Source organism: Pseudomonas sp. Sample_21, assembly GCF_004307525.1.
Taxonomy (GTDB): domain Bacteria; phylum Pseudomonadota; class Gammaproteobacteria; order Pseudomonadales; family Pseudomonadaceae; genus Aquipseudomonas; species Aquipseudomonas atacamensis.
This window is the reverse complement of sequence record NZ_RCNZ01000001.1, coordinates 45,489-72,417: the sequence shown is the minus strand read 5'-3', so window position 1 is coordinate 72,417 and position 26,929 is coordinate 45,489. Positions and strand designations below refer to the sequence as shown.

Here is a 26,929-nt window from a genome sequence, read left to right as displayed (position 1 = left end):
CCCTGACCGAACACCCGAAAGCCAAGTGGAACGACCTCTGGCTGCTCACCGAAGTTCTGCACGAAGGCAAACAGCCGCAAGTGCTCGAAGAGTCGGTGACCAGCGACACCACCGCGCTGAAAGACGATTTCCATCAGGGTTACCGCAACCGCTTCCAGGCCACGCCGTGGGACGTGCCCAATCGCCCGCCGCTACGCCACCCGAAACCGCGCATTCTCGGCAGCCAGAGCGCGGTGGTCACCGGCCCGAAAGGTGAAGAAATCCACTGCGACGAGTACGGCCGGGTCAAAGTCCAGTTCCACTGGGACCGCGAAGGCCAGGCCGACGACAAGACCAGCTGCTGGCTGCGCGTCTCCAGCGCCTGGGCCGGCGCCCAGTACGGCGGCATCGCCATCCCGCGCATCGGCATGGAAGTGCTGGTCACCTTCCTTGAAGGCGACCCCGATCAGCCACTGATCAGCGGCTGCCTGTACCACAAGGAAAACACCGTCCCCTATCCACTGCCGGCGAACAAGACCCGCAGCACCTTCAAGACCCTGAGTTCGATGGGTGGCGGCGGCTACAACGAACTGCGCATCGAAGACAAAAAAGGTCAGGAACAGATCTACCTGCACGCCCAGCGCGACTGGGACGAGAACATCGAGCACGACCAGAAAATCCGCGTCGGCAACGAACGCCACGACACCGTCGAGCAAAACAGCTACAGCGAATTCAAGGCCGAAGAACACCACACCGTCTACGCCGACCGCAAAGTCGAAACCCGCGCCAACGACCACCTCACCGTCGGCGTCAACCAGCACATCAAGATCGGCACCGGACAGTTCATCGACGCCGGGCAAGAAATCCACCTGAGCAGCGGCATGAAAGTGGTGATGGAAGCCGGTGCGGAGCTGACCCTGGTCGGCGGCGGCAGCTTCATCAAGATCGATGCTGGCGGCGTGACCATGAGCGGGCCGGTGATCAACATGAATTCCGGTGGCAGCCCTGGCAGTGGGACTGGTGCTGCGCCCTTGATGCCGGGGCCGTTGAAGCAAGCGGATACGGATAAAGCCGGGCAGTTGCTGGTGCCAGCGCAGAGGCAGGCGTTGATGCAGAAGAAGCCGATTTGTGCGGTGTGCGAAGCCGCCAAACAGGCTGCGCAAAGGGAGCTACAGTAAATGATCGAGCTACCGCCACTTCCGATTGATCTGCCATGGGAAACCCCAGCTTATCTGCTGCTGGATGGCGTCAGTGTTCCCGATCTCGCGCAGCAATTGTTTCAATGGGATAACCAAGCCTACAGCCTGTATCAGTCCACTCGCTGGCAGGAGTTGTCAGATATTTCGCCTTATCTGATCGAGCTTAAAGGTGCCAGCGATCCGCTCTTGGCGTACTTCAGAGAACATGCGGCTGAGGAGTGGGGTTATCTGCTGTTCAGCGACGCAGATGCGCATTCGTTGTGGGGCCATTGGCGTCACTTGCTAAGCGTGAAGCACCCGAGTGGCATAGAAGTCATGCCCCGTATTGCCGACCCTGCGGTCATGCACCAGCTGTTTGCATTGGCAGAAAAAAAGGGCAGCGCGAAATGGTTCGGACCGGTCAGCCATGTCTGCCTGCCGGACGGAGTTGGCATCAACTGGCATCAGCACATTCGCCCCCGACCCGCTATAGCCGAACCCGAGACCTATCGTTTGACGGATGATGAACTCACTGCGTTGGGCGAAGTAGAATTTCGTAACTTCATATCTGATCTAAATGAGCATTTGCATACGTACTTTGCGGACTTCATGGCGACTTTTGCATCTGAAGATCGTCGGCCCTATGCGCAAGCACTCGCGAATGATGCCTATCAAAAGGGTTTCGCTTCTGAACAGGAAATCACCCTCTATGCGAACGTTTTCGGTTATCTCGCTGGTGAGCCGGTCACTGATCATCCCGACATCGTTCAGCTACTCGCGCAATCGACGTCTGAAGCACCACTGAAACGCGTTGAGCGCGCTGCAGAACTGGCCGAACGCCGTGCCGCCGATCGACAAGGAAGCCAATCGTGACCACTCAACAACCGCCTAAACCCAGCGCCAACACCGCCGCAATGGCCAAGCCGGCGAAAGACACTCGAGTGCCGATGGGTGTGTGCCCGTTGATGAACAAGAAGGTGCAACTGCTGCCTCTGCGCTATGGCCTGGTTCAACATCTCGATCCAGCTGCCGAGGTGTCCATGCCGTACAAAACCAAAAGCCAGCCGCTGGGCATTCGTTTGCTGCGCGATGGGTATCTGTACATTATCAATGGCACCACCGGTTACTTGCACGAATACCGGATCGAGAAAGGCCAGATCACCAAGCTGCTGTGGAACAGTCAGGAAGTATCGGCCGACACTCGGACCAGTTCAGTCGGGGAACCGCATCTGATTTTCACTCGATCTCACACGCTTTACGCCAGTTATTCCGAAATTCAGTGGACAGCTTTCAAATGCTCGCAAGTGCTCAGCTCCAAGGATGAGCGCAAACGCTTGATGCAGCAGCTCGAGTTGACAAGCGCCTGCCCGGAAAAGGGTGGCGAGCATTTGCTGAGTAAGCAGCAGGCGGAGAGCTGGCTGGCCGAGGTCAAGGAGGATCAGTCTCGATCCGATGCCAAACCAGAGGGTTCGAATCAGCAGGAAAGCGTGGCCTATCACTGGGAGGATCAGCCACTCTTCAAGCAAACCACCATTGAAAGTCTGACCAGTAACGTGCAAGGCCCGTACAAGAACGACTACCTGTTTCTGGTGCTACGAGACGACATTGGCGTGATGCGTGATCTGGCCAGTGCGCAGTTGAAAGTGGCTGACTGGATTGAACAATGGAGTGCTGATGAACGATGCCAGGCTCAATACCTTACTGGCTCTTACATACAGTCGCTCTACGACGTCAATGGGCCCCGACTTGACGCTCTGAGCAAAACAGACCCTGATATCAAGTCGTTGAAAGACGACACCAACGAAGAGCAGCAGAACAAGATTTATGAGTATCTGAAGGTTCGCCGGGATAACAGAGATCCGGGGATCTATGGAGACGAAGCGCACTGGCGAAAAATGGCTGAAAAGGATCCTTATGCCCGTGCGTACATGGACATGACGGATTCGCTGGGCAATCCGTTATACCGTAAACATCAAGACACCTTGAATAAACTGAGCCTGCAAAGCTGGTACGCCTTGCATGGCAAGGAGCTCGGTCAGCGTGGCGTCGATGACTTGGTTAACCGACCGGAGATGGAGGCATTTCTCCTCAAACAGCAAATCCTGCTGAGTCACTGGCACGGACGGTTGAAGAACATTCGTGATGATCGCCTGACGATGTTTACCAGTGGCTACTTCCACGGAGCCGCCTGGTACTACGATTTCAAGCTCGATGCGCAAATCAAGCATCGTCTGGAGACTGAATTCGTCTGTGTCGCCGCGATGTGTGCTGACCCGAAGGCCGTCGCGAAACTTGCGGCTTACATGGAAGCCAATCTGCTGACCGTCGTACCTGGGCTGGACACGCTGACTCTGGCCGCACAAGTCGACGTAGCAAAAAAACTCGCGGACTTGAGCAGTTTCTCGATCAACGTGATCTCCGCCAAGGAAAACCTGGCCAACGTCAACGTCCTGACCAATCAGTTCCACAGTCTGATGACCGAGCGCCTGCCCAACTACGCCAAACTGAACACTCAGTTCATGGGCATGCAAAGCTTGCTGGACGAGGCCTATAACCCGGCTCGACAGATGAAAATTGCCGATCAGTTGGACAAAGCTTACGTAACCTTCGCGCGTGCACAAACCGTCGACCCCAACAGCTACATTCGCGAAATCGGAGCGCCTGCGCGTTTACAGTTACTGCGAGAGTTTTCCCGGCAAGGGCTGACATTGCGTGCAGCGTCTGCCGCCGAAATCAACGCCTTCAACCTTGCCCGAGATCAGGCGTTGGACCTGCGCGGGCAGTTGAAGGAAACCTACAAGTTGCGCAATCGCGAATTGTCCCGGCAAACCACCGGCTCCGCCATGCCGGGCAGTGAAACGCAGTACAACCAACGAATTGCCCAAATCAAAAATTCGCTGTTACCTTTGGAACAGAGGCTCTGCGACGCGTTGACGGTAGGCGGAGACAGCCCGGCAAAAATCGGCACGGTGATCGATGGTCTGGATCCGCAATTGCGGGCAGAGATGGGCCGGACCGTACGAGACTTCCGGGCTACAGGGACGTTCAATAAGCCGCTCGCAGGGGTCATGAGGTCGAAGGGGGATGGGATTGCGTTTGCGTTGTTCGTGATTCAGGGGCAGAAGTTTATTGAAGCGATAAGTTCAATGGGTAAAAAAGATGTTCCGTCGTTATCTGACTGGTGGAACTTATTTGAGTCACTCGTAGGTTTTTCGGCTGCTGGTTTTGCTACGGTACAAGGCTTGGCGGTAACAATATTTCAAGCTCATTTATCGGAAATGGTTAGTGCTACAGGCAAGGTCAATACCCTTAGCCGCTTGGGCCGATGGACGGGCGTCGCCGGAGTAGGCGCTTTCAGTTTCGGCGCGATTTCCGCCTCTATTGACTTGGGTAAGCACTCCATTCAATGGGGCAAGGCCTTGGCTAAAGGCGATTACAAAGAATTAGGAGCTACAACTCTCCAAATCAGTGGTGACTCAATACTAGTAGGTACAAATACATGGGCTGCCACACGTACAAGTTCAATCGTTGTTAACATTATGAAAAGCCCGACTGAACTGCGTGCTTTAGCTTGGGCAGAGGCGAGTCCAAGAATTATGGCGATTGGCGCACGCGCCAACTTGATTGGTCTGATCGCGACTGCTTTGCAACTGGTGGGCGAGGGTTTATACAACTATTTTAATCTGGACGACTTGCAAAAATGGATGGAGTCCAGCGTCTGGGGGAACAAAACTAAGAATCGCAGCATGCAGGACGAATGGAACGAACTGGCAAAGGTCGTGCAAAAACCTACTTGTGAAATGATTCGTGATGCCAAGCAGACCTATCTGAAGCTTATAATTCCAGGCGTTAGCACGCAGGAAATGGATACTCGAAAATTGCAATTGAAAGCGTACCAGCAATATCGCGATGTTCCAAAGAAAGGGGGTTACGCGCCCGGCCCTTTTCCCTTGAGATGGCGGGAGTGCACGACAACCTGGATTAGTCGATTAGTCGTAGCCAGTAAAGGCAGCGAAGCGTTGACAATTCATTTGCCGATCAGTGACTCATTGCAGACCACAGATTTTTCCTTGGCATTGACCATCGCTTATCAATTGGAAGCTGAACGTGACGTAATGCACGAAACCTGCTTTGTGCTCCGTGACCTGCATATTATTAGCTCACCTTATAGGCGCGATCCAACGCGCGGTGTCTTTAAGCTTGATTCTGCTGACTCGTTGCCGATTGGCACAAGTAAATCCCAATTCATATTGTTCAAAAAAGAAGATTTGGGGACCATCGATGCTTAAAAGCCTTTTCAAGCGCGGCGCTAAATTCACTACTTCTGAAGCCGCAGCGGACATCCGTAACGAGAGGCCAAGGGCTGGAGAAGTCCGCGTCCGTGGAATGAATGAAACTCTGTTTCTATCGCCATTACCGGTCTATACAGGGCAAACTCAATCCTCTCGCCGGAATTTTTCAGGGATGAACGAAGTATTCCTGGAACTCGGCGGAAGTAATTGGGGAATGGTTGAACAAGGAAAAATACTTGCCGCTGGAATTTGGATGGCATTGACGACAGCATTCATTGCTCCGGTGCTTATCTGTGCTTGGCTCGCACTTTTCAGCCCTCACGGAATAGATCGAAGGTTCGTCGACCTAATTGGTGACTCGTTACTGGTTTTTGCTAGCGGCTCTCTACTGTTTATTCTCCCTCTTGGTGCGTACTTATACGGAATGCTCTCCGGCGTCTTTAAAGCAGCAAAAACCTACCCCGTCCGCTTCAACCGCCAACGCCGCGAAGTCTGCTACGTCGACAGCAAAACCCGCCGCGTCCTCATCGTACCTTGGGAAAGCGTAGTCGCCTGGGTCTCCAACACTCAGGGCGTCACCAGTTATGGCGCTACTCGCCAGTACACGTTCGGCATGGGTCTGGAGGATGAGGAGCAGGACAAAGTGCAATTCCTCCTGCTACCACAACCCAGCGATGCACATGCTTTAGGGATGTGGACGTCAATTCGTAATTACATGGAAGACGGTCAGTTGGTAGATGCTCCAAACCCGATGCTCAAGGCACTGGGTTTGACTCCATCCGGTGATCGGCTCAAACCGTACGAAGGCCTACACACTTTTGAAATCGAACGCGAAGACGCGCGCGCGATGGGGTCGCTGGACGAGGGTGGCGACGAACTGACGCCCGAGCAGCGCGAGCATTACGGTTACTCGAAAAAATCCTACTGGCCATTGCGCCGCTGGTACATGTGGCGCGTGCTGAGCTTCTGGAAGATGCCTTATATGCTAGCCGAATGGGCGCATCGCAAAGGGCGGCCTACCCTTCCGGAACAAGTGCAAACATGGTCTCAGCCGTTGCCACCAGAGCAATGGGCCAAGCCCAGCGGTGCATTGGTGAAAGCCAATCAAATGGTCAAGACTGCCATGAACAAAAAAGGCGCCACGTTCGTCGAAGCGTGCAAAGCGGCGGGGTTACATGGATGAAATGGGAGCAACCACGTTCGTCTATTTATTTTAATTCTTAACATCTGTTAAAAGGTAAAGCCGATTTGTTTCGGTTTATCCGACGCCATAAGTCGGAAATTTCGAGTCTGAAACCCCCATGAATACCCGTCAGATAACGCTTGCCAATCGATGGACCGCAACCTTTCAAAACATCGGCGAGTTTCGCATGGGCGTCGAGGGCTGGGGCTTGCTTCTACAGGGTCCGGATAACCAGACGATCAAATACTTCGCAGACCAGATTGTTCTAGCGAACGACGAGGACGGCAACCAAGCCAACACCTGCATCCTGCTCTCGGTCGATGGTGTTTACGGCTGTTTGCATACGGCCGTAGACGGCGACTGGGTGATCGATTTTGCGCGAGGGATGATTGCCCCTCATCGAGTAACGATTCGCCACCATCACGACGCTTACGACGAAAGCCTCGCACTATACGAACAGCCGGCCTTCAAACGTGCGCGCCAGTACGTCAGTGTTGTCGGAAAACACATCTACCTGACTTTTCCGCTAACCAGAGATGAGGACTTTCCCAAGGTATGGGACGAATACTTGGCAATCCGCAAGCGCCAACTGGATGAGCTTTACTTCGGAACCTGACAATCGCATGGAGAGGTCCGGCAGTCGTCTCCAACCATATACGTCGTCATATTCCCGCAGGTGGCTCCCTCCCAAATTAAGCTTCACCTAAGCTTCCCCCGCTAGCATCCCGGCTCATCAACCTGTCGTCTTGAGCCGTGGATGAGTCCCTCCGACATGAAAGCCTTTGATCTACCTACCCGACCGCATCCCAACTTCAGTCTTGTTCTGGTCAATTACAAAACCCCGGACATCACCCGCATGTGTCTGGAACTGTTGCGTGAGCATGTTCAGGCGCAGGGCATTGCAGTGTGGGTGGTGGACAACGATTCGGCGGATGCCAGCCTTGATTACTTGCGTTCGCTGGACTGGATCAATCTGATCGAGCGGCCGTCGCCGGGCAAGGAAATGGGGCATATTGCCCATGGCAAGGCGTTGGATCTGGCCTTGGCGAAAGTTGAGACCGATTACTTGTTTCTGCTGCACACCGACACCTTTGTCTACGACATGGAAGTGTTTGCGATGATGATGCGCGAATGCACGAAAAGTGCGGACATGGCGGCGGTCGGTTGTGTTGAGCAACTTGATCGTGGGTTACTGCGTGATACCTGGCGTTTAACTTCGCGGTTCTGCAAACATCATGTTCGTCGGCTCAAAGTTCATCTTGGCCTGCGTTCGAAGCCGCCACGCCCGTATAAAGAAACCCATTTGAAAAGTTTCTGCACGCTGTGGAATGCGCGGCTGATGAAGTCGCTGGGTTTGCACTTCTGTATGGATGAGGAGGTGCCTGGTTACACGCTTCAGGATCGAATGGTCGGGTTGGGCTATGGCATCAGGTTCCTCTCGCCGCGGAAGATTTTCCGCTATCTGGATCACATCCAGGCCGGCACCGTCGCGGCGGCGGGCACGTATGGCAAGGATCATCGCCGGACAAAAATGTACCAGCAGACCCTCAAACGCTTGCAGGATCAGTATGGCAAAGCCGGCATGCAAGCTTCGACTTGATCGAAAACAATAAAAAAAGGGCGACTGAAAAGTCGCCCTTTTTGTTTGCTAATTCTGTATACAACTTTTTGCAAGTAGTGGAGTTCGCCCAGTGTAATGGCCTGGCAATCCATGCACCGGTAAAGAGCCCTGACACTGGGCGAACGCGAGGATTTTAATTCAAACAAGTGGGCATGTCGTCATGGGCAAACATGAAATTTTTGAACTGAAAAGTTAAAAACTGTGTTTTACCGATTTTCCCCGGGAATTGTCTTACAAAAAACTTTATATGATTGCTCTCATACATAAAGTTGTACAAGAGCAATAAACTTGTAGAGCTAATACTCAACTATCGTGCTGACTGGTCACTTTCAAGATATCGGTATAAGTGACAATAACGCTCTGCCCTACTTTCAGATCCTTCAACTTGGCCTGAATCTCCGGCTTCTTCACATCGAGCGTCTTCGATTGTCCGGATGGATTTTGGAGGGTGACCTGATTGGTCTTCAAATCGATTTTGCTGATTTTCAGCTGCACCTGAACCTGACGATAAGCCTCGCCACCAGGGTTATCGCTGCCCGGGGCCTTGCGCAGTTCGCCGGTACGCTCGGTGGTGCCTGGCAGACCTTTATCCACATCCGTATCGAGATAAGCGGCGACAGATCGCTGCACCTCGATCGTCACCGAATCGCCAACTTTAAGTTTGGCGAGGTTTTTCGCTTTGTCGCTGAGCTGAACGTGGACCTGACGTCCCTCGGGGCCTTCCAGCACGACCTGGTGATTGGCCGGGTCGACGGCGAGCACTTTGGTGGTAACGGAATCGGCCTCAACGACGGCGGATAACGGAATGTCGGCAGCCAGAGCGCCGAAACTCGTGACAGAAAGCAGCGTTGCGAGAGTGATGGCCTTGGCCAGAGCGTCGAGCTTCATATGCATTACTTTCCCTGTGATGAAATGGCGACGCCCGCCACTGAAACGACTTCAGCGGCGGGCGTGCCAGTGAGCATAGACGCTGTTCAGGGCTTGACTTGAGTTTGTGGCCCTCGGGTGTGTGGCTTGGCGGTCTCCTGCGCAGTGGATTCGCCACTCGGCGTGCCTTTGCCGCTGTCCTGCCGCTGCTTGGGATCGGTCGGGCGCAGCGCATCGTTATCGCGTTCGGTTTCGCCGGCCGGGCGCGGTTCGTCGGGATTGTCGTTCTGGTTGATGGTCTTATTCATGGCAGAAGTCCTCAGGCTTCGGGATCGTCGAGTTCGCGGGCGACGTTGACCTCGGGTGACTGCTTGTGCAGATCATCGGCTTTGGCGCGCAACAACTGCCATTGCTCAAGATCAATCGCGCCTTGGCCGAGCAGGTCATCGGCGATGCGCTGCAGATCGAAATAGTGAGCGTCGGGCGATTGCTGCCAAAGAGTCTGATCGTCGAACAGGCGTTGCCAGGTGTTGAGGTCTGGGAGTTGCACATCGTCGCTCATGGGTGAGTCCGAAAATGGCGGGTTTCTGGGTAGAGCCTTTTGGCGAAGGGAGAGTTCCGAGCGGTTTGATTAGTGGCGACCTTGCTGACGCCATCGCTGGCAAGCCAGCTCCCACAGGGATTGGGGTTAGGCTGTTAATCATCGGTGTCTTTGAGATAGCTATCGCGAGCAGGCTCACTCCTACAAGAGCAAGAGCAAGAGCAAAAGCAAAAGATCGCAGCCTTCGGCAGCTCCTACAGTCCCACGTTCACCTATAGGCCGAGTGTCAGCTCGCCTGCTCTTGATCTTGATCTTGATCTTGATCCACCGGCGACGTCGGAAGGCTGAGTGGAGGGATTGATCCGGGCGTGGGAGCGCAGCGACCGTCTGGCGCAGCCAGACACAGCGGAAGGAGGTGCAGCGAAGCAAACCGTAGCCGCTGCGCCCGGATCGATCCCGCAGCGAAGGAACCCGAGCCTGCGAGGGCCGAACGTAGGAGCTAGCGTTTTTTGCTTACTTTTTTTGGCGCTTGTAAAAAAGTAAGTCGCCGTAAGGGCGAAACCCTAAGCAGCCGTTACCGCAGCAACGGATATGTACCCGGTCAAGCAGAACAAATCATCGCTCGACAAAAAGCCTTCGCGAGCAAGCTCGCTCCCACAGGGAAACTGCACCTACCGTTAATACCCGGTCATTTCCAGATAGCCCTGGCCAGGATGGCTGCCACCAATCTTCACCGGCCCCTCCCAATACGGAATACGCAAATCCATCCACGCATTGCGGTTGATCGCGTCAACGCTGATATCGAGTTGCTTGTCGGGAATGCGGATCGACCATTTCACCGGCATCGGTCGATCAGCCACCTTGGCCGTATCCTGCGGCACAAGGCTGATCTGCTCGCTGTGCAATGTCTGAATCTGCCCGTCAGCGGCGATCCAGGTGCCGGTCAGATAAGGCGCGCCGTCCTTCTGCCGCATGCGGTAAAGCATCACATGTTCGCCGCTGTCCAGATGCAGCGAGAACCAGTCCCAGCCAGTTTGATTGGCGGTGAGTGGCTGACTGCTCCACTCGCGATCGAGCCATGCCGGGCCGCTGACGGTGTAGGTCTGGCCGTCGATCTGCAGCGTACCGCTGGCCTGAAAAAACGGCTGGCTGTAGTAATACGAGGCCTGACCTTCTTCGGATTTCTGGCTGAAACCGTTGTCGCCTTGCAGCACCAGCGGGCGGCTTGAGGTGAGGCGCAGTTGATAAGCGAATTTCTTGTCACGAGCACTGAGTTGCATATCGCGCAACGGATCCTGCGCCTGACTGGCAAACATCCAGTCATCGATCCACGCTTCGAACGGCGCCAGGCGCACGCCCGCCTGCCCAACTCCGCCCCGGGCGTAGCGCTCGGCGGCGTGGTGCACCGAGGGCGAAGTGACTGCCGCATGGCCCAGCCAGATCGTTTGGTTGCCCCAACCGGCCTGCTCAGCGACGGGTTTCAGGGCGCTGCGAAACAGCGTCCATTGCACACCGAAATCATTGCCCTGCTGATCTTTGAGATTGGCGGTGACGTACCACCACTCGATGCGAAAACCATCATGCGCGCCGTGATCGGCGGGGAAGCTGAACACCCGACCGGGCACCACCGGGGTGAAGGATTGCGCCTGATCGCCCATGCCGGCAAAGCCCTTTTCCTCAGGTGCAGGCTGATCGCAGCCACCGAGCAGCAGTGCAATCATCAGCACGAGCCATTTAGTCCTCATGGGCAAACGTCCTCAGCAAGTCCGCCGGTTGCGTGCGGTACAGCGAATACAGCGGCCATGCCGAAGCCAACAGAGTCGCCAGCAACGCCAGGCCCATCAGTTGCAACAACTGCAACGGAAACACCCGCAACGGCAAGCGCCAGCCGAATGCCTGCACATTGATCACCGCATCCAGGCACCATGCCAAAGCAATGCCCAGCGGCAGCGCCAACAGCAACGTCAATACGGCGAGCAGCCAGGTCTGGCCGAGGTTGAGCAGCATCAATTGTTTGCGCGTCACGCCCAGCGCCCACAGCGGTGCGAGTTGACTGAGGCGACTCTGGCTCTGGGTCAGCAGACTGATGAACAGCGCCACGCCAGCCACGGCCAAGGTCAGGCTGTTCAACGCCGCCGTCGCGGCAAAGGTGCGTTCGAAGACCTGCACCGACCAGCCCTTGAGCCGCGCCTGATCGACGATGCGGTTGTCATCCAGCGCAAAACGCGCCTGCAAGGCGTTGAGCAGCGCCGGAATCTGCGCTGGGTCGATTCGCAAATTGAAGCGGTTGGGCGTGAGTTGCGGCCAGCCGCGCAACAGGTGCTCGCTGCTGATCAGCACGTGCCCTTTCGGATTGCCGTAGTCAGCGTAGATGCCGACGATAGGCGGCGACCACGTGCCGTTTGGCGTGGGAATGTTCAGATGCTCGCCCGGCCGCAACTTCAGGCGTCGTGCCAGTTGTTCACTGAGCATCACCGCATCATCCGTGGCCAGTTTGCCCCACGGATCGCTGCCACTGCTGTCGAGCAACGGCCAATGCTGGCGATAGTAAGAGTGGTCGATGATGCCGTAGACATCGGCCGGCCAGCCTTGCAGTGTCACCGAAACCTGCCAGTTGGGCAGCACAGCGGTCACGTTGGGCTGCTGCTTGAGCCAACTGTGCATCTCGCGGGCCTGCGCCGGATTGGCCGGGTTGATGTACAACTCGGCGCTCAGGCGTTGTTCGAGCCAGTCGTCGAAGGTCTGGCGAAAACCGGCGGTCATGCTGCCGGCGCCGATATTGGCGGCGAGCGCCAACAACAGCGCCATCAGCGCCAGACTCAGGGCTGGCAGTTGCTGGCGGCAGTCGGCGAGAAACCATTGGCCGAGCACCGACCGACTACGCCCAAGCAACGGGTTCAACAACGCGCTGAGCAACACCGGCAAGGCCAGCGCGGCACCGAGCAACAGCCCGGCCATCAGCACGAAGCCGCTGCTCAGGCTGTCGCCCCAGATCAGCGCCGTCAGCGCAATCGCCAGCAGTGCCGTCGCCAGCCAACCCTGCCGACGCAACCAGCGCGAATATTGCTGATGCCAGGCCTGCGGATCAGCCACCGCCAGCAACGGCAGGCGCGCAGCCCGCAGCAGACTATTGGCCCCGGCCAGCAAGGCGCCAAGCAGACTCAGACCGATGCCGCTGAACCACCACCAGGGGCTCAAACGCAACTGCCCCGCCACTTCCGCGCCATACAGACCGCGCAGGCTCGCGGCGACGTCCGGCAGCAGCACGCTGGCCAGCCAATAGCCGCTGATCACACCGAATAATCCGCCGATCAGTGCCAGCACACCCAGTTCAACCACCAGACACGCGATCAGCATTCGTGCACTGACGCCACAGGCACGCAACGTGCGCAGCAAGCCTCGGCGCTGTTCCAGAGCGAGGCCGATGGCAGCGTGGACGATGAACAGGCCGACCAGAAATGACAAAAATCCAAGGGCATCAAGATTGAGGTGAAAGCTCTCGGTCAGCCGCGCGAGATTGTTTTCTTCGCCGCTGCTTTTGAGCTGCAAGCGATCGGTGAAACTCGCTGGTAATTCTTGATGAAAGTCCTTGGGCAGCAGCAATCGCGACAATTGCTCGGGTTGGTCGAGCAGTCTTTGCGCTGCGCCGATGTCGACCAGTAACAGGCCCGGCGCCATGTCCTTCTGCGCGAGCAGCGGCGGCAGGGTCTGGCCGTTCACGGTTTGCGGTGTATCGCCTTCGCGCAAGCCGAGCATTTGCATCGTGTCCGGGGAAATCCAGGTGCTGCCCGGCGGGCTGAAAAATTCGACGATGCGCTCGATCGGCATCGCCTGCCCGGCTACCGCGGAATCCGACGGCAGCGACACCGGCTCGATGCCCATCACTTGAATCCGCTGGTCTTCGTGGCCCTTGAGCGTCAGCCGGCCCTGCAACACCGGCGACACCGGCCAGCCCTGACGGCGCAATTCGATAAACCAGCGCTGTTGAAACAATGCCCCATTCGGCGTGCTCAGGCTGGCCTGTGGTTCACCGCCGATCATCTGGCTGGCCCGCGCGTAGCTGTCGCGCGCCTGACTGTTCAGCGCCTCGACGCCAGTGAGCAGACTGGTGGCCAGCCACAGCCCGGTCAGCACACTGAAAAACTGTACGGGATGACGCCGCCAGTGGCTGAGCAGCGCGCGCAGGGTTTGCCGCCAGATCATCAGGCGACCCGTCCGTTCGACAACACCACGCGCTGAGCCAGACGTGCCGCAACGCGCTGACTGTGAGTGACCATCAACAAAGTCGTCGGCGTGTCATCGAGCAATTCCAGCAACAGCCGCAGCACTTCATCGCTGGTCGCTTCATCGAGGCTGCCGGTGGGTTCATCGGCCAAGAGCAATTTCGGCTGCGAAGCCAATGCGCGGCCCAATGCGACTCGTTGCTGCTGGCCGCCAGAGAGTTGCTCGGGATACCGCGAGAGCAGATCGCCCAGACCCAGACGCTGCACCAGATGCGCTTGCCAGCGCGGCTCATGGCGCCCGGCGAGGCGCGCCTGAAAGGCAAGGTTGTCTTCCACGCGCAGGCTGCCGATCAGGTTGAACTGCTGAAACACCAGACCGATTTCCGTGCGCCGCCAGTTCGCCAGTTGCGCTTCGCTCATGGCTTCCAAGCGATGTTCGCCGCTGCGAATGCTGCCGCTGTCGACCTTGTCCAGCCCCGCCACCAGATGCAGCAGCGTGCTTTTGCCACTGCCCGATTCGCCCATCAGCGCGAGGCTGCCACCGGCCTCCAGCGTCAGGTCGACGCCTTGCAGCACCGGCAACAATCCCTGTGGCGTGGCATAGCTTTTAAAAACGTCGCGAACCTCAAGCATGGGCAAACCCGATCAGTGAACCTGGGCCTAGGATAGCGGCCCTGAATGGTTTTTGTCCGCTGATGATCATCGCCAACGCCGGGACGCGCCCTACGCTGCTGGCTGTTCGGCCATAACGATAAAAAACCGGAGACACCCATGCCCCGTTTCATCCTGAGCCCGCGCGGCCTGCTGACCTGCCTGATCACCGCTTGCCTGAGCCAACCTTTGCTCGCTGCTGACGGTGCGGTGGCGCCGAGCATGCAAACCGCCGCAAGCAACGCTGCCGTCCTGCAAACCCTGCCTTTCAGCGACCGCACCGATTTCGAATCCGTCAGCAAAGGCCTGATCGCACCCTTCAAGGGTCAGATCAAGGACGCTGCCGGCAAAGTCATCTGGAACGTCAATGCCTATGATTTCCTCGCCAAAGACAAGGCGCCGGAATCGGTCAATCCAAGCCTGTGGCGACTGGCCCAGCTCAATGCCCACGCCGGTCTGTTCGAGGTCAGCCCCAAGCTGTATCAGGTGCGCGGCCTCGACCTGGCCAACATGACCATCATCGAAGGTGACGACGGGCTGATCATCATCGATCCGCTGACCATGGCCGAAACCGCCAGGACGGCGCTGGACCTGTACTACGCCAATCGGCCGCGCAAACCGGTCGTCGCGGTGATCTACAGCCACACCCATGTCGATCATTTCGGCGGCGTGCGCGGGGTGATCGACGAGGCAGATGTCAAGTCCGGCAAGGTCAAGGTCTACGCGCCGGTCGGCTTCATGGAACACGTCATGAGCGAGAACGTCATGGCCGGCAACGCCATGAGCCGCCGCGCGCAGTACCAGTTCGGCAGCCTGTTGCCGCGCAGTGAAAAAGGTCAGGTCGATGCCGGCCTCGGCAAGAGTGCGCCCAGCGGTGGCACGGTCACACTGATCGCGCCTACCGATCTGATTGCCGAGCCGTTGGAAACCCGCACCATCGCTGGCCTGCAAGTCGAATTCCAGCTGACCCCGGGCACCGAAGCGCCAGCGGAAATGAACCTTTATCTACCGCAGCTGAAAGCCCTGTGCATGGCCGAAAACGCCACGCAGATGATGCACAACATCCTCACCCCGCGCGGTGCGCAGGTGCGTGACGCCAAAGCCTGGTCGCAATACCTCGACGACAGCCTCATGCGCTACGGTGACAAGGCCGACGTGCTGTTCGCTCAGCACAACTGGCCGACCTGGGGTGGCGAGCGGATTCGTACTCTGCTCGCCGATCAGCGTGACATGTACGCGTTCATCAACGACCGCACCCTGCACTTGCTCAACCAGGGCCTGACGCCGCTGGAAATTGCCGAAGCAATCAAGAAACTGCCCGGCTCGCTCGATCAGAAGTGGTACACCCGTGGCTATTACGGCTCGCTGAGTTTCAATACGCGCGCGGTGTATCAGCGCTACATGGGTTTCTACGACGGCAACCCGGCCAACCTCAATCCGCTGCCGCCGGTCGATGCGGCTAAACGCTCGGTCGAGGCCATGGGCGGTACCGCGTCGGTGCTGGAGAAAATGCGCAGTGCGATGGCCAGCGCTGACTACCGATGGGCCGCGCAGTTGGGCAACCAGTTGCTGTTCGCCGATCCGGACAACGCGGATGCCCGCACCGCTCAAGCCGAGACGCTGGAGCAGTTGGGTTATCAAAGCGAGAACGCCACCTGGCGCAACATGTACCTGACCGGTGCGATGGAGCTGCGCAACGGCGTGCCGCCGCAGTCAGCCAATACCGTGTCGGTGGACATGGTCCGGGCGATGAGTCCGGAAATGTTCTTCGACTACCTCGCGGTACGCCTGGACAGCGACAAAGCCGTGGCCCATGACCTGACGCTGAACTGGACGTTCGACGATGTGCAAAGGGATTTCACCCTGAACTTGCGCAACGGCGTGCTGACTCACCGCGCCGGTCTGAATCCGGCGGCGGATGCGAGCGTCAGCCTGAGCCGCGATACGCTGGAGAAGATCAGCCTGAAGCAATTGGACTTCCCGACAGCGATGCAAAAAGGACTGGTGAAGTTGCAGGGCAATGGTCAGAAATTCGGACTATTGATGGGCAGCCTGGATACGTTCGGGCCGCAGTTCAATATCGTCACGCCTTAGGCCAAACGGCCCTCACCCTAGCCCTCTCCCGGAGGGAGAGGGGACCGACCGAGTTGCATGTACGAGATACGCCGACGTGGGATACCGAGTTGAATGCAATTTTGAATAACACGCACATCAGCTCCCATGATTCATAAGCCCCCTTCCCGGAGGGAGAGGGGACTGACCGTGTTGGATGTACGAGATACGCCGACGTGGGATACCGAGTTGAACTCAGATTCCGAACGCCATGAAGATCGGCTCCCTTTCCCCCTCGCCCCCTTTGGGGAGAGGGCTGGGGTGAGGGGGTAAATCTTGCTGGCACCCTCGATAACGATCAATCACCTCAATCCTGCTTTCAACAAACCTGCCCCGGATTCAACCGAAACTGCTTCGGCGTAATCCCGAACTGTTTGCGAAACGCGCGGATAAAGTTACTCGGCTGGCGATACCCCAGCCGCTCGGCTATCCGTTCGATCGGTTGATCACCCGCCGTCAGCCAGTGTCGCGCCATTGTCAGATTGTCCTCACGCGCAGGTGCGCGAGTTTCAGCGTGCCAGTGGCGCAGCATGCTCCGGTGCAGAAACGGGTTGGCGCCCAGCAAGGTCTGATCGAGCCTCGAGCGCGGCAAGGTCAGGCACAGATGCTCGCCCTGCTCCACCGCGACACCCACTTCACGCAGCCAGCCACCGGCCATTTGCGCCGGACGCAGGCTGACATTTACAAACACATCTCCAGGCGCCGAGCCCAATCGACGGGCAATGTTGCGCACCAGCGTTATCACTGCCGCATCCAGAGCGAAATGATACAACTGCCCCTGCAGCGAACGCAGGCGCAAATGAGCGAAATCGCCCGCCTCGACCAGTTCCACCGCAACGTAACTGATCACCCTTGGCAAGCAGTCGATGAAGCACTTCAGACTGGCCCGCAAGGTCGCGGACGAGTCGAGCAGGATATTCAGTCCTTGCAGGCAATCGGTCGCCATCCCGTCGGCCAGTTCACAGCCAAACGTCGGCGCTACCCCTGACCGTTCACACTCACGCCACAACTGTTCAACCGCTTGTGCGGCGATCAATTGATGCTGCCCGGCGAGCACTGACGGGCAGATCCCCACGCGCGCCATCAAGCGTTGCGGGCACAGTCCGGACTGGCGAGCATGCGCGAGAATCGTGCGGGTGAACGCGCTGGAGGCGAACAGAGACTGAGACATGAAGGCGTGCCATCGAAGAACAGGCGTGTACTTATGCCAGCGGACGTGCTATCGATCCAATGCATTAAAAGTATCCGCAAAATGCAGGAGACGCATGATGGATCTTCGCCAGCTTCGCCACTTGGTCGCCCTCGCTGATTACCGCAACTTCGGTCGCGCCGCCGAGGCGATCAACCTCAGCCAACCGGCGTTCAGCCGCAGCATCCAGACTCTGGAGCGTGACCTTGACTGCGCGCTGGTCGAGCGCAGCAGCCGCGAATTTCGCCTGACCGGTCAAGGCGAGCTGGTGCTGCAACATGCGCGGCGCCTGCTCGCTGGCAGTCAGGCGCTGCACAACGAATTGACGCAATACAACGGCCTCACCGGAGGTGAACTGCAATTTGGTTGCGGTCCGTATCCGGCGCAGGTGCTGGTGCCGGAAGCGCTGGCCGACTTCATTGATGCGCATCCGGCGATTCGCACGCGGTTTCATCAGGGCGACTGGCAGCAATTGACGCTGTGGTTGCGCGAGCAGCAGATCGAGTTTTTTGTCGCGGACGCGCGGCACTTTGTCAGCGATCCGCAGTACCAGGTGCACCTGCTGCGCACGCGGCCGGGACGGTTTTTCTGTCGCGCCGGCCATCCGCTCCTCGCGCAACGAGACCTGCGATTGCGCGTCCTGCTCGATTACCCGATCGTCGGCACGCGCATTCCACCGATGATCCGCAAGGTGCTCGCCGATATCCTTGGTGAGCAGGACTTCAACCCGAGCGTCGAGTGCGCGCAATTCGACGCGATCCAGCGCGTAGTGCTGCGCTCCGACGCGGTGGGGCTGGCCACGCTTGAGGCCTTGCGTGAACAACTTGATCGAGGCCTGATCGAGCTGCTCGACTTTGTCGACGTCCCCCATGACGAGCCGGCGCTGCAACTGGGTTATGGCATCGTCAGCCGCGCCGGTTTTACCCTGACGCCAGCAGCGCGGGCGATGATCGAGGCGATCCTCAGCGTCGATCAGCGTTTGCTGGCGGCTAACGGAGCGACGGGAGACGCGCGCGCAACATGAGCAAAACCCATCCGCAATCCGTTAACGCTTTTTACGCGCCGACCCTGCTGCCGGCCATTGAAGAATTGCTCGCGCGCGGCGTTACCCAAGGCGCAATCGAAGCACAACTGCGCCGCAGCCTGTTCGATATGCGCACGCCGTTCACGCGCATGCCGTTGCTGATGTCGCGGCGCTTCTGGGCGTTTGCCGTGGAACAGAGCGGCGATCCACTGATCGGTCTGGCGGCGGGTGAACGCTTCGTTTCGACGGCCACCAATGGACTGACCTATCTGTTCGATGTCGCCGTGTCGCTGGAACGTGCCTGTGAGTTTTTCGCCGAGTACTTCGCGTTTTTCAACGGACATTTCCGTGTGCAAATCCTGCGTGAAGATGGCGGCGTAACACTGCGTCTGGTCGAAGCCGGCAGTCTTGGTCCTCCGGCGGCGCTGATCGACTACCTCCTCGTCAGCCTGTGCAGCCTGGTGCGACGCAAATTGCTCGCCAGCGGCGTGAATCGTGATCCGGTGCTGGGCGTGGCTCTGGTGTCGGCCAGCCGCGAGGAACATGCATCGGCGTTGCGCACCCCGGTAAGCGCAGAGCAGTCATGGGCGGCGATTTATCTGGATCCTCAGCTGTTCGTGATGCCGTTGACACCGGGTAATCCGGGATTGGAAACAACGCTTGTCGATCTGCTGGAACAGACCCGCCGCCTCAGTGAATCGACCTTGCTCGGACAGCTCAGCGATTATCTGATCGAAGATCTGGCTTCAGCGGATTGGCAGCAGTTCTGTGCTACACAGCATGTGCTTGAGCGCACGGCGGCAAGGCGCTTGAAGGCGTTGGGCTGGACTTTCAGCGAACTGCTCGATGAGCATCGGCGCTATCGGGCCGAGGACCTGTTGCAGTCCGGGGCGCTGGAGCTGGTCGAAGTGGCGGATCGGTTGGGTTACAGCGATGTGCAGGGATTCAACCGGGCTTTCGCGCGCTGGCTGGGGTGCGCGCCTGGGGAGTATCGGGCGCGGTTCAACAAGGGTTGAGACTGTCGCAGCCTGTCCCGACTTGTTCGCGAGCAGGCTCGTTCCCGCCCCTGGAATGCAATCCCCTGTGGGAGCGAGCCTGCTCGCGAAGAGGCCCGCCCGAGCAATCCAGAACTCACTGCCCCGAAGCCACACTCGCCGGCGCCCGCTCCGGCGTCACGATGCTGCCCAGATCGATATGTTTCCACTCGGGCTTGGCCCCCAACCGCGCATTGAAGCGGTAGTTGAAAGTGAACTCATCCGCCGTCGGCACGCTTAGCGGTTTGCCATACACCGCTTCGATTGCGCCCAAGTCGTAGCCCATCACCTGCAACAGCGTCGGGAAGATGTTGTAGTGGCTGGAGCGGTCCTTGTTTGCCGGCAGATTCGCCGCCCAGTCCGGCGTCTGCAATCCACGACCCTGGATCACCACCAGCGGCACCAGCCCCTCCTCTTCCACCGGGTCGCCGCCGCAATGAGTATTCAAGCCCGGGTTGCCGCGCTCATGCAGATCCTGGCCATGATCGGAGGTGTAAATCAGCAGCGCATTGTTCAGGTTGGCCTGGGCAAACACCCGGGCGAAGAACTCGCCGACGTTCCACAACAGCGTGTTCTTGTAGGCGTTGCGATACAGCACCCAGTCATCCGGCTGGCCGTTGAAACCGTTGCGTTCGCCAGTGTCGGCGACTTCGGTGAACTGTCCGCGGGGCAGCGTTGGCCGGTAGGCCATGAACGCGTCCGGGTACTTGTCATGCACCGGAAAATGCGCGCCGACCTTGTTGATCACGATCAGCTCGGGGCGATTGTCGTTGAGCAGTTCGATCAGCTTCGCCGCTGCCGCCATGTCGCGGTCGCGCACGCTGGTCTGGTCGAATTGCACGAAACTGTCGATGTCGTTTTTCTCGGCGGCGGTCATCAGGTTCTGCAGGTTGCCGGCGGTGCGCTGGGCGTCGATGTAGACCGTGCCGAGCCCGGCCTTTTTCGCGTACTGCCAGATCGACGGCAACGTGCTGTTGATGCGTCTGTAGTCGGCGCGGGTGCCGCCGTAGCGCAAGGTGACGTTGGTGTCGGCGCTGCAGTTGGCAATGGACGCGGCATAACCAAAGTTGAAGACATCGACCCCGGCCGGCGCTTGCTTGAGGTTGCTGTGCACGCCGAACGGCGCGTTGATGTCGAGGTAATTGCCGGAAATGCTTTCGTCGATGATCAGCACAATGTCATGGCCGACGGCGGGCGTGGCGCGCGCAAGCGTCACCGCTTCACGGGGGCCGACAGTATCGTGCAGCGCCTCGTAGGCAAACAGGTTCAGGTAGGCCAGCGGCGTGTACATGATCGGCAACCCACGTGCGCCCTCACCCGCTCGTAGAAACAACAATCCGCTGAGCATCAATACGCCGACGAGGGGCGCCGCTACCCGCAACGTGTTGGGTATGAACAGCGCATGACGCGGCTTGAGTCCGATGCCGAACAACAGCAGCAAGCCACTGAGCACCGCGCGCAGGATCGCATCGCGATACTGATAGGCCGCTTCCTGAATGAAGCCGCCGGAGTACACCAGCGAAACGAAATCGCTGTACCTCAGGTAATCCGCGGTAACCCGTGTGTAAACATCAAAAAAAACCGCTGCGGCAAACATTGTTAATGCGAATGCATGTCGAACGAGAGCCTGACGTATATAGGCAGTTAGATATAACGCGAAAGTAAGCGCCAAAAACATCGCGCCAAAAACAAGTACATTGAAACCCCACCCGATAGCATTTAACCGATCCACGTAATAGTCGGAAAAGAGCAACAGATGGGCAACTAAGAGCAGTTCCTTGGCGTATTTGAACATGGCGATACCGGTGATCGGAAAAGGGCAAATGTCAAAGGTTTGTCGGTCAGAACCTGACACTAGCACCCGGCCATCAAAGCGCAAGAAATGACTGATAGGCGGGGAAAGCGTCAAAAAAACGGCGACTCAAATCTGACACACCTGTAGCGGTGAAAGCCTTTAATATCGGGGACTTAGACCGTCTGTCGGTTAAATAAAATCTGAACAAATCTGCAAGAAATCAACAAATTCAATGGCAGCAATGACTTGATGGCCAATCGCCAAAAACGCCTCAAGTGTTATACCCGTGCAACATGTCATTTTGCTGACACGCTTTCCAAACCCTGCGCTATACCCCTTTAACAATCTCATCCGTAATTAACTTTTCTGGTTTTATTGAGGTGCGCAGATGGACGTGAGCGTATTTGGCACTGGCTATGTCGGACTTATACAAGCCGCTGCACTTGCCGATGTCGGCCATCGGGTTTTATGCATTGATATTGATCCGAACAAGATCAAACAACTGCAACAAGCGGTGCCGCCCATCAGTGAACCAGGCCTGTCCGCAACACTTGAAGAAAACATCAAGGCCGGGCGCTTGTTGTTCAGCACTCAGGCCAGTGATGCGGTGACTCACGCCGAGCTGATTTTCATCGCCGTCGGCACCCCGGCGGACGAAGACGGCTCTGCCGACCTCAGCCATGTGCTCAACGTCGCCCGGCAAATTGCCGGCCTGATGGAGGCCGATCGCACGCTGATCATCAAATCCACGGTGCCGGTCGGGACTGCCGATCAAGTCCTGGCCACGGCCACCAGCGAATTGCTGTTGCGCGGCAAAACCGAGCTGCAGGTGCGCGTGGTATCCAACCCGGAATTTCTCAAGGAAGGCAGCGCCCTCGCCGACTGCATGCGCCCGGACCGGATCATCATCGGCACCCGCGACGACGCTGCCCGCGAGCAGATGAGCGAGCTGTACGCGCCGTTCTGCCGCAATCACGAAAAACTGATGTTCATGGACAACCGCAGCGCCGAGCTGACCAAGTACGCGGCCAACGCGATGCTCGCCACCCGCATCAGTTTCATGAACGAACTGGCCAATCTCACCGAGCTGCTCGGCGCCGACATCGAAGCGGTGCGCAAAGGCATCGGCTCCGACCCGCGCATCGGCTACCACTTCATTTATCCGGGCTGCGGCTTCGGTGGCTCGTGCTTTCCCAAGGATCTGCGGGCCTTGCTGCACACCGCCGAACACAACGGCATGCCGCTGAAATTGCTGCGCAGCGTCACCGACGTCAACGACAGCCAGCGGCACATCCTGTTCAGCAAATTGCGCACGCAGTTTCCCCAGGGCCTGGCCGGCAAATCCATTGCGGTCTGGGGCCTGGCGTTCAAACCGAACACCGACGACATGCGCGAAGCCCCGAGCCGTTATCTGATGGACGCGTTGTGGGCCGAAGGCGCCAGCGTGCAGGCCTACGATCCGGAAGCCATGTCCGAGTGCCGGCGCATCTACGGCTACCGCAACGACCTGCACCTGTGCGCGACCCGCGACGACACCCTCGAAGACGCCGACGCGCTGGTGATCTGCACCGAGTGGAAAAACTTCCGCGTAGTCGATTTCGAGCTGCTCGCCGAGAAACTGCGTTCGAAGGTGATCATCGATGGGCGCAACCTGTACAACCCGGAACAGGTTGCCGCCGCCGGCCTGCATTACAGCGGCATCGGTCTGCGCCACATCGCCCCTGAAGGGCTGCGGCCATGAAGATTCTGGTGACCGGTGCCGCCGGCTTCATTGGTGCTCATTGCGTCCTGCGCTTGCTGCGCGACGGGCATTCGGTGGTCGGCCTGGACAATTTCAACCACTACTACGACCCGCAGCTCAAGCACGACCGCGTGCAGTGGGTGCGCGAGCAGGTCGGCGATTTTCCGCTGGCCACGGTGGATCTGGCCCACGCTTCGGCGATCGATGCGCTGTTTGCCCGCGAGCTGCCACAAGTGGTGATCCACCTCGCCGCGCAGGCCGGGGTGCGTTATTCGCTGGACAATCCACGGGCGTATCTGGACAGCAACCTCAACGGTTTCCTGAACATTCTCGAGAGCTGCCGGCATCACCCGGTCGAGCACTTGATCTACGCCTCGTCGAGTTCGGTGTACGGCGCCAATCAGCACACGCCTTACTCGGTCAAGGATGGCGTCAACCACCCGCTGTCGCTGTACGCCGCGACCAAAAAAGCCAACGAACTGATGGCGCACAGCTACAGCCATCTGTTCGGCATTCCCTGCACCGGCCTGCGTTTTTTCACCGTGTACGGGCCTTGGGGCCGGCCGGACATGTCGCCGATCCAGTTCTCCCGGGCGATCAGCGAAGGCGAGCCGCTGAAGCTGTTCAATTACGGCGAGCACCAGCGCGATTTCACCTACATCGACGACATCATCGAAAGCATCGCTCGCCTCATCGATCAGCCACCGCAAGCCAATCCGCAGTGGGATCGCGAGCAGCCCGACCCCGCCAGCAGCATGGCGCCGTGGCGCCTGTTCAACATCGGCGGGCAGCAGCCGGTCGCGCTGAAAACCTACCTCGCGCTGATGGAAAAACATCTCGATCGGCAAGCCATTGTCGAGCTGCTGCCGCTGCAACCGGGCGACGTGCTCAACACCTGCGCCGAGGCCAGCGATCTGGCCCAGGCCACCGGATTCCAGCCCCGGATAGAACTGGATGAAGGACTGGGCCGCTTCATCGCCTGGTTCCGCGACTACTACCCCACTGCCCGTGCGCCGCTTGCGGCTGATTGAATGCGGAGGACGCCATGACTGGACATGAAAGAAGTGTGTCGATTGCACAGATGCGCCCTGACAAGCGCGTCGACCCGGAACATCGCATGCGCCTCGACGCAGCGATCCACCGTCAGGGTCGCGGCTGGCTCAGCGGCCGCGATGGTGGCCGCCCATGGCAGCTGTCGCGGACCAATCGGGTGGTCGCCTGCCTCGGTGCGCTGACGATTCTCGTGCTGATCTCGCCGGTGCTGCTGGGCCTGGCCCTGGCCATCAAGTTCACCAGCCCGGGGCCGGTGCTGTTCGTGCAGAAACGCACCGGTTATCGCGGGCGCAAGTTCGGCATGTTCAAGTTCCGCACCATGGTCAGCAACGCCGAAGAACTCAAAGAGTCGCTGCGCCACCTGAACAAGCACGGGGCAGACGCCATCGACTTCAAGATCGACAAGGACCCGCGCGTCACCGGCATCGGCAGTTTCCTGCGGCGCACCAGCCTCGATGAGCTGCCCAACCTGATCAACGTGGTGACCGGCGACATGCGCCTGGTCGGCCCTCGCCCGACCTCGTTCAACGCTTACCGCTACAAGGACAATCACCTCGCGCGTCTGGCGATCTACCCCGGCATGACCGGTCTGTGGCAGATCTCCGGACGCAGCAACATCGACTTCGACCAGCGCGTTGAGTTGGACCTCAGTTACATCGCCGAGCAGAGCCTTCTGCTTGATCTGAAGATTCTGTTGAAAACCCCCTTCAAAGTATTCAGCGGCCACGGAGCAAGCTAATGGACGGTTCAACCAATAAAAGCCTGAGCATCGCCAGCCCCAGCGAATCGAATCTGACTTCGACCGTGCTGGATCTCGACCTGCGCATTCTGTTCCTGACCGCCGCCAACCCCGGCGCCGGCACCACCACCAGCGCGCTGGCACTGGCCAGTCAACTGGCGCAGATGAGCAGCGGCCAGGTGCTGCTGGTCGATGCCAGCCAGTCGGCGAACAACCTCACCCAGCAGATGAACCTCGGCAAGGAGCGCGGCCTGCGCGACCTGCTGTTCAACCCGGGCAACCCGCCGCTGCTGCAGGACTGCGTGGTGCAGGTCTCGAGCCTGCCCTTCCATGTGCTGCCCAACGGCCGGCCGATCCGCACGCTGGAACACCTGACCGCCGAGCGCCTGAGCCCGTTGCTCGACCAGTTGGGCAGCCAGTACCGCTTTGTGGTGATCGACGGCGACGCGGTGTATTCCGCCGCCGACACCCTGGTCATCAGCACTCAGGTCGACGGCGTGGTGTTTGTCGTGCGCGCCGAAGACACCCGCTGGGAAGTCGCCCAGGCCGCTGTGCAACGCCTGACTCAGGCCGGGGCGAAAGTGGTCGGCAGCGTGTTCAACCGGCGCAAGTACTACATGCCCAAATGGCTTTACAAAAACCTGTAAGCGAACGCAAAGGATGACGCCATGAACGCCAGAATGCTTGTCCTGCTGTTGCTGCCGCTTGCGGGCTGCTCCAGCACTTCCGACACCCAGAACATGCCGGTGAATATTCTCACCGCTTCCCCGGCCAACGCCCAGGCGACCGATATGCCGAAGATCGAGCAGACCCTGCGCCCGCAGGATGTGCTGGACGTGATCTTCCATATCAGCACCAGCGGTTCGGACGCCTACCGCGTGCAATCGGGCGACCAGATCGGCCTGAATTTCACCGCCGCCAGCCAGCTCAACGGCAATCAACTGGTGCTGCCCGACGGCACCATCGAACTGCCGGGCGCCAACACCTCGGTGAAAATCGCCGGGCTGACCAGCGAAGAAGCCCGTCAGGAAATCCAGCGCGTCTATCAGCGCAAACAGCTGTTCCAGCCCAACCGCAACCAGCTCACCGTGCAGATCATCAGCCCGCTGAGCAACGAGCAGAACCTGAAAAGCGCCCTCAATCACCCGGCCACCGGCATGAGCCGCGAGATCACCGTCGGCACTGACGGCTACGCGAGTTTTCCGGAAATCGGCGCCGTGCCGCTGCAAGGCATGACCGTCAATCAACTGGAAACCTTCCTCAACAAAAAGTACGCGCAACTGCCGGGCCGGATGACTGTGGACGTGCTGCTCAAGTCCACCGCCGGCAACGAGATCTACGTGCTGGGTGAAGTCGCACAACCGGGCTCGTATCCGATCCGCCGGCCGGTGTCGGTGCTCGAGGCGCTGACCCTGGCGCGCGGTACCAACGTCAAGGCCCGGCTGGATTCGGTGGTGATCATGCGGCGCAACGGCAATCAGGTGAAAGCGGTGCGCTACGACGTCGAAAAAGCCCTTTCCGGCGATGCCCCGCAAATCGCTTACCTGCAACCGGACGACATGCTCTACGTGCCAAAAACCAAACTGGCCAGCGCCGGCGAACTCGCCCGCCAACTGGCTGATGTGGTGCTGTTCCAGGGCGTCGGTTTCAGCTTCGGCTACCGCGTCGACAACAAAGACAGCGACAACTAACTCACAGGTGACCGAC

General features: G+C 58.6%; 22 protein-coding genes. 14 read left to right on the top strand and 8 right to left on the bottom strand.

The window, feature by feature from the left end:
- From tssI to D8U71_RS00300, 6 genes are all read left to right on the top strand, one after another.
- Positions 1 to 1,157, top strand: a 1,157-nt coding sequence (gene tssI / locus D8U71_RS00325; RefSeq protein ID WP_130886924.1) for a type VI secretion system tip protein TssI/VgrG, incomplete at its 5' end; no start/stop codon positions are given.
- Positions 1,158 to 2,030 (top strand): DUF4123 domain-containing protein, encoded by an 873-nt coding sequence (locus tag D8U71_RS00320; RefSeq protein WP_125926642.1) that lies wholly within the window; start codon positions 1,158 to 1,160, stop codon positions 2,028 to 2,030.
- A complete protein-coding gene (locus tag D8U71_RS00315) occupies positions 2,027 to 5,446 on the top strand; it encodes a toxin VasX (RefSeq protein WP_130886923.1) in 3,420 nt (1,139 codons plus the stop codon). The genes D8U71_RS00320 and D8U71_RS00315 overlap by 4 nt, the downstream gene beginning before the upstream one ends.
- Before the next feature lie 175 nt (positions 5,447 to 5,621).
- Positions 5,622 to 6,632, top strand: coding sequence for a DUF6708 domain-containing protein (locus D8U71_RS00310; protein ID WP_241664186.1), 1,011 nt, complete (start codon positions 5,622 to 5,624; stop codon positions 6,630 to 6,632).
- Between the two features lie 118 nt (positions 6,633 to 6,750).
- Entirely contained in the window at positions 6,751 to 7,248 is a 498-nt protein-coding gene (locus D8U71_RS00305; protein WP_125926644.1) for a hypothetical protein, read from the top strand.
- A gap of 156 nt (positions 7,249 to 7,404) precedes the next feature.
- On the top strand, positions 7,405 to 8,232 hold the full coding sequence (locus D8U71_RS00300) for a glycosyltransferase (protein ID WP_130886926.1): 828 nt from the start codon (positions 7,405 to 7,407) through the stop codon (positions 8,230 to 8,232).
- A gap of 324 nt (positions 8,233 to 8,556) precedes the next feature.
- On the opposite strand, the gene D8U71_RS00295 is transcribed toward D8U71_RS00300, so the two are convergent.
- The 6 genes from D8U71_RS00295 to D8U71_RS00270 form a co-directional block, all read right to left on the bottom strand.
- A complete protein-coding gene (locus D8U71_RS00295; protein ID WP_071172870.1) occupies positions 8,557 to 9,141 on the bottom strand; it encodes a hypothetical protein in 585 nt (194 codons plus the stop codon).
- An 86-nt stretch (positions 9,142 to 9,227) separates the two neighbouring features.
- Complete coding sequence (locus D8U71_RS00290) at positions 9,228 to 9,428, bottom strand: hypothetical protein (protein WP_016774113.1); 201 nt, start codon at positions 9,426 to 9,428, stop codon at positions 9,228 to 9,230.
- Positions 9,429 to 9,439: 11 nt separating this feature from the next.
- Positions 9,440 to 9,682: a hypothetical protein gene (locus D8U71_RS00285; protein WP_016774112.1), complete on the bottom strand. Its 243-nt coding sequence runs from the start codon at positions 9,680 to 9,682 to the stop codon at positions 9,440 to 9,442.
- Between the two features lie 656 nt (positions 9,683 to 10,338).
- Positions 10,339 to 11,406, bottom strand: a complete 1,068-nt coding sequence (locus D8U71_RS00280) for a lipocalin-like domain-containing protein (RefSeq protein WP_110598967.1) — start codon at positions 11,404 to 11,406, stop codon at positions 10,339 to 10,341.
- The gene (locus tag D8U71_RS00275; RefSeq protein ID WP_130886922.1) at positions 11,396 to 13,867 is read right to left on the bottom strand and encodes an ABC transporter permease; all 2,472 of its coding nucleotides are present in this window, start codon (positions 13,865 to 13,867) and stop codon (positions 11,396 to 11,398) included. Before D8U71_RS00275 ends, D8U71_RS00280 begins: the two co-directional genes overlap by 11 nt.
- A complete protein-coding gene (locus D8U71_RS00270) occupies positions 13,864 to 14,517 on the bottom strand; it encodes an ABC transporter ATP-binding protein (RefSeq protein WP_016774109.1) in 654 nt (217 codons plus the stop codon). The genes D8U71_RS00275 and D8U71_RS00270 overlap by 4 nt, the downstream gene beginning before the upstream one ends.
- 138 nt (positions 14,518 to 14,655) lie before the next feature.
- On the opposite strand from D8U71_RS00270, the gene D8U71_RS00265 reads away from it, so the two are divergent.
- Positions 14,656 to 16,629, top strand: coding sequence for an alkyl sulfatase dimerization domain-containing protein (locus tag D8U71_RS00265; RefSeq protein WP_130886921.1), 1,974 nt, complete (start codon positions 14,656 to 14,658; stop codon positions 16,627 to 16,629).
- 337 nt (positions 16,630 to 16,966) lie between these two features.
- Here D8U71_RS00265 and D8U71_RS00260 read toward each other — a convergent pair whose 3' ends face one another.
- Positions 16,967 to 17,818: a helix-turn-helix domain-containing protein gene (locus D8U71_RS00260; protein WP_130886920.1), complete on the bottom strand. Its 852-nt coding sequence runs from the start codon at positions 17,816 to 17,818 to the stop codon at positions 16,967 to 16,969.
- A gap of 97 nt (positions 17,819 to 17,915) precedes the next feature.
- On the opposite strand from D8U71_RS00260, the gene D8U71_RS00255 reads away from it, so the two are divergent.
- Together D8U71_RS00255 and D8U71_RS00250 are read left to right on the top strand one after the other, a co-directional pair.
- Positions 17,916 to 18,860: a LysR family transcriptional regulator gene (locus D8U71_RS00255; RefSeq protein WP_130886919.1), complete on the top strand. Its 945-nt coding sequence runs from the start codon at positions 17,916 to 17,918 to the stop codon at positions 18,858 to 18,860.
- Entirely contained in the window at positions 18,857 to 19,876 is a 1,020-nt protein-coding gene (locus tag D8U71_RS00250) for an AraC family transcriptional regulator (protein ID WP_130886918.1), read from the top strand. Before D8U71_RS00255 ends, D8U71_RS00250 begins: the two co-directional genes overlap by 4 nt.
- Before the next feature lie 115 nt (positions 19,877 to 19,991).
- Here D8U71_RS00250 and D8U71_RS00245 read toward each other — a convergent pair whose 3' ends face one another.
- Complete coding sequence (locus tag D8U71_RS00245; protein ID WP_130886917.1) at positions 19,992 to 21,689, bottom strand: sulfatase-like hydrolase/transferase; 1,698 nt, start codon at positions 21,687 to 21,689, stop codon at positions 19,992 to 19,994.
- Between the two features lie 388 nt (positions 21,690 to 22,077).
- Here D8U71_RS00245 and D8U71_RS00240 point away from each other — a divergent pair, with 388 nt between their 5' ends.
- From D8U71_RS00240 to D8U71_RS00220, 5 genes are read left to right on the top strand one after another with little or no spacing between them, the layout of a single operon-like run.
- Entirely contained in the window at positions 22,078 to 23,430 is a 1,353-nt protein-coding gene (locus D8U71_RS00240) for a UDP-glucose/GDP-mannose dehydrogenase family protein (RefSeq protein WP_130886916.1), read from the top strand.
- On the top strand, positions 23,427 to 24,461 hold the full coding sequence (locus tag D8U71_RS00235) for an NAD-dependent epimerase (protein WP_130886915.1): 1,035 nt from the start codon (positions 23,427 to 23,429) through the stop codon (positions 24,459 to 24,461). Before D8U71_RS00240 ends, D8U71_RS00235 begins: the two co-directional genes overlap by 4 nt.
- Positions 24,462 to 24,475: 14 nt before the next feature.
- Positions 24,476 to 25,222, top strand: coding sequence for a sugar transferase (locus D8U71_RS00230; protein WP_110646483.1), 747 nt, complete (start codon positions 24,476 to 24,478; stop codon positions 25,220 to 25,222).
- Positions 25,222 to 25,869, top strand: coding sequence for a CpsD/CapB family tyrosine-protein kinase (locus D8U71_RS00225; RefSeq protein ID WP_024012451.1), 648 nt, complete (start codon positions 25,222 to 25,224; stop codon positions 25,867 to 25,869). Before D8U71_RS00230 ends, D8U71_RS00225 begins: the two co-directional genes overlap by 1 nt.
- Before the next feature lie 21 nt (positions 25,870 to 25,890).
- Positions 25,891 to 26,913, top strand: a complete 1,023-nt coding sequence (locus D8U71_RS00220; RefSeq protein ID WP_041478599.1) for a polysaccharide biosynthesis/export family protein — start codon at positions 25,891 to 25,893, stop codon at positions 26,911 to 26,913.
- Positions 26,914 to 26,929: the final 16 nt, after the last annotated feature.

Excerpts from the sequence above, each read along its gene's own strand:
- D8U71_RS00310 (WP_241664186.1), top strand. The coding sequence starts at position 5,622 with ATGAACGAAGTATTCCTGGAACTCGGCGGAAGTAATTGGGGAATGGTT.
- D8U71_RS00295 (WP_071172870.1), bottom strand. The coding sequence starts at position 9,141 with ATGAAGCTCGACGCTCTGGCCAAGGCCATCACTCTCGCAACGCTGCTT.
- D8U71_RS00230 (WP_110646483.1), top strand. The coding sequence starts at position 24,476 with ATGACTGGACATGAAAGAAGTGTGTCGATTGCACAGATGCGCCCTGAC.
- D8U71_RS00305 (WP_125926644.1), top strand. The coding sequence starts at position 6,751 with ATGAATACCCGTCAGATAACGCTTGCCAATCGATGGACCGCAACCTTT.
- D8U71_RS00245 (WP_130886917.1), bottom strand. The coding sequence starts at position 21,689 with ATGTTCAAATACGCCAAGGAACTGCTCTTAGTTGCCCATCTGTTGCTC.
- D8U71_RS00265 (WP_130886921.1), top strand. The coding sequence starts at position 14,656 with ATGCCCCGTTTCATCCTGAGCCCGCGCGGCCTGCTGACCTGCCTGATC.
- D8U71_RS00220 (WP_041478599.1), top strand. The coding sequence starts at position 25,891 with ATGAACGCCAGAATGCTTGTCCTGCTGTTGCTGCCGCTTGCGGGCTGC.
- D8U71_RS00320 (WP_125926642.1), top strand. The coding sequence starts at position 1,158 with ATGATCGAGCTACCGCCACTTCCGATTGATCTGCCATGGGAAACCCCA.
- D8U71_RS00225 (WP_024012451.1), top strand. The coding sequence starts at position 25,222 with ATGGACGGTTCAACCAATAAAAGCCTGAGCATCGCCAGCCCCAGCGAA.
- D8U71_RS00250 (WP_130886918.1), top strand. The coding sequence starts at position 18,857 with ATGAGCAAAACCCATCCGCAATCCGTTAACGCTTTTTACGCGCCGACC.
- D8U71_RS00260 (WP_130886920.1), bottom strand. The coding sequence starts at position 17,818 with ATGTCTCAGTCTCTGTTCGCCTCCAGCGCGTTCACCCGCACGATTCTC.
- D8U71_RS00285 (WP_016774112.1), bottom strand. The coding sequence starts at position 9,682 with ATGAGCGACGATGTGCAACTCCCAGACCTCAACACCTGGCAACGCCTG.
- D8U71_RS00270 (WP_016774109.1), bottom strand. The coding sequence starts at position 14,517 with ATGCTTGAGGTTCGCGACGTTTTTAAAAGCTATGCCACGCCACAGGGA.
- D8U71_RS00240 (WP_130886916.1), top strand. The coding sequence starts at position 22,078 with ATGGACGTGAGCGTATTTGGCACTGGCTATGTCGGACTTATACAAGCC.
- D8U71_RS00300 (WP_130886926.1), top strand. The coding sequence starts at position 7,405 with ATGAAAGCCTTTGATCTACCTACCCGACCGCATCCCAACTTCAGTCTT.
- D8U71_RS00235 (WP_130886915.1), top strand. The coding sequence starts at position 23,427 with ATGAAGATTCTGGTGACCGGTGCCGCCGGCTTCATTGGTGCTCATTGC.
- D8U71_RS00255 (WP_130886919.1), top strand. The coding sequence starts at position 17,916 with ATGGATCTTCGCCAGCTTCGCCACTTGGTCGCCCTCGCTGATTACCGC.
- D8U71_RS00280 (WP_110598967.1), bottom strand. The coding sequence starts at position 11,406 with ATGAGGACTAAATGGCTCGTGCTGATGATTGCACTGCTGCTCGGTGGC.
- D8U71_RS00290 (WP_016774113.1), bottom strand. The coding sequence starts at position 9,428 with ATGAATAAGACCATCAACCAGAACGACAATCCCGACGAACCGCGCCCG.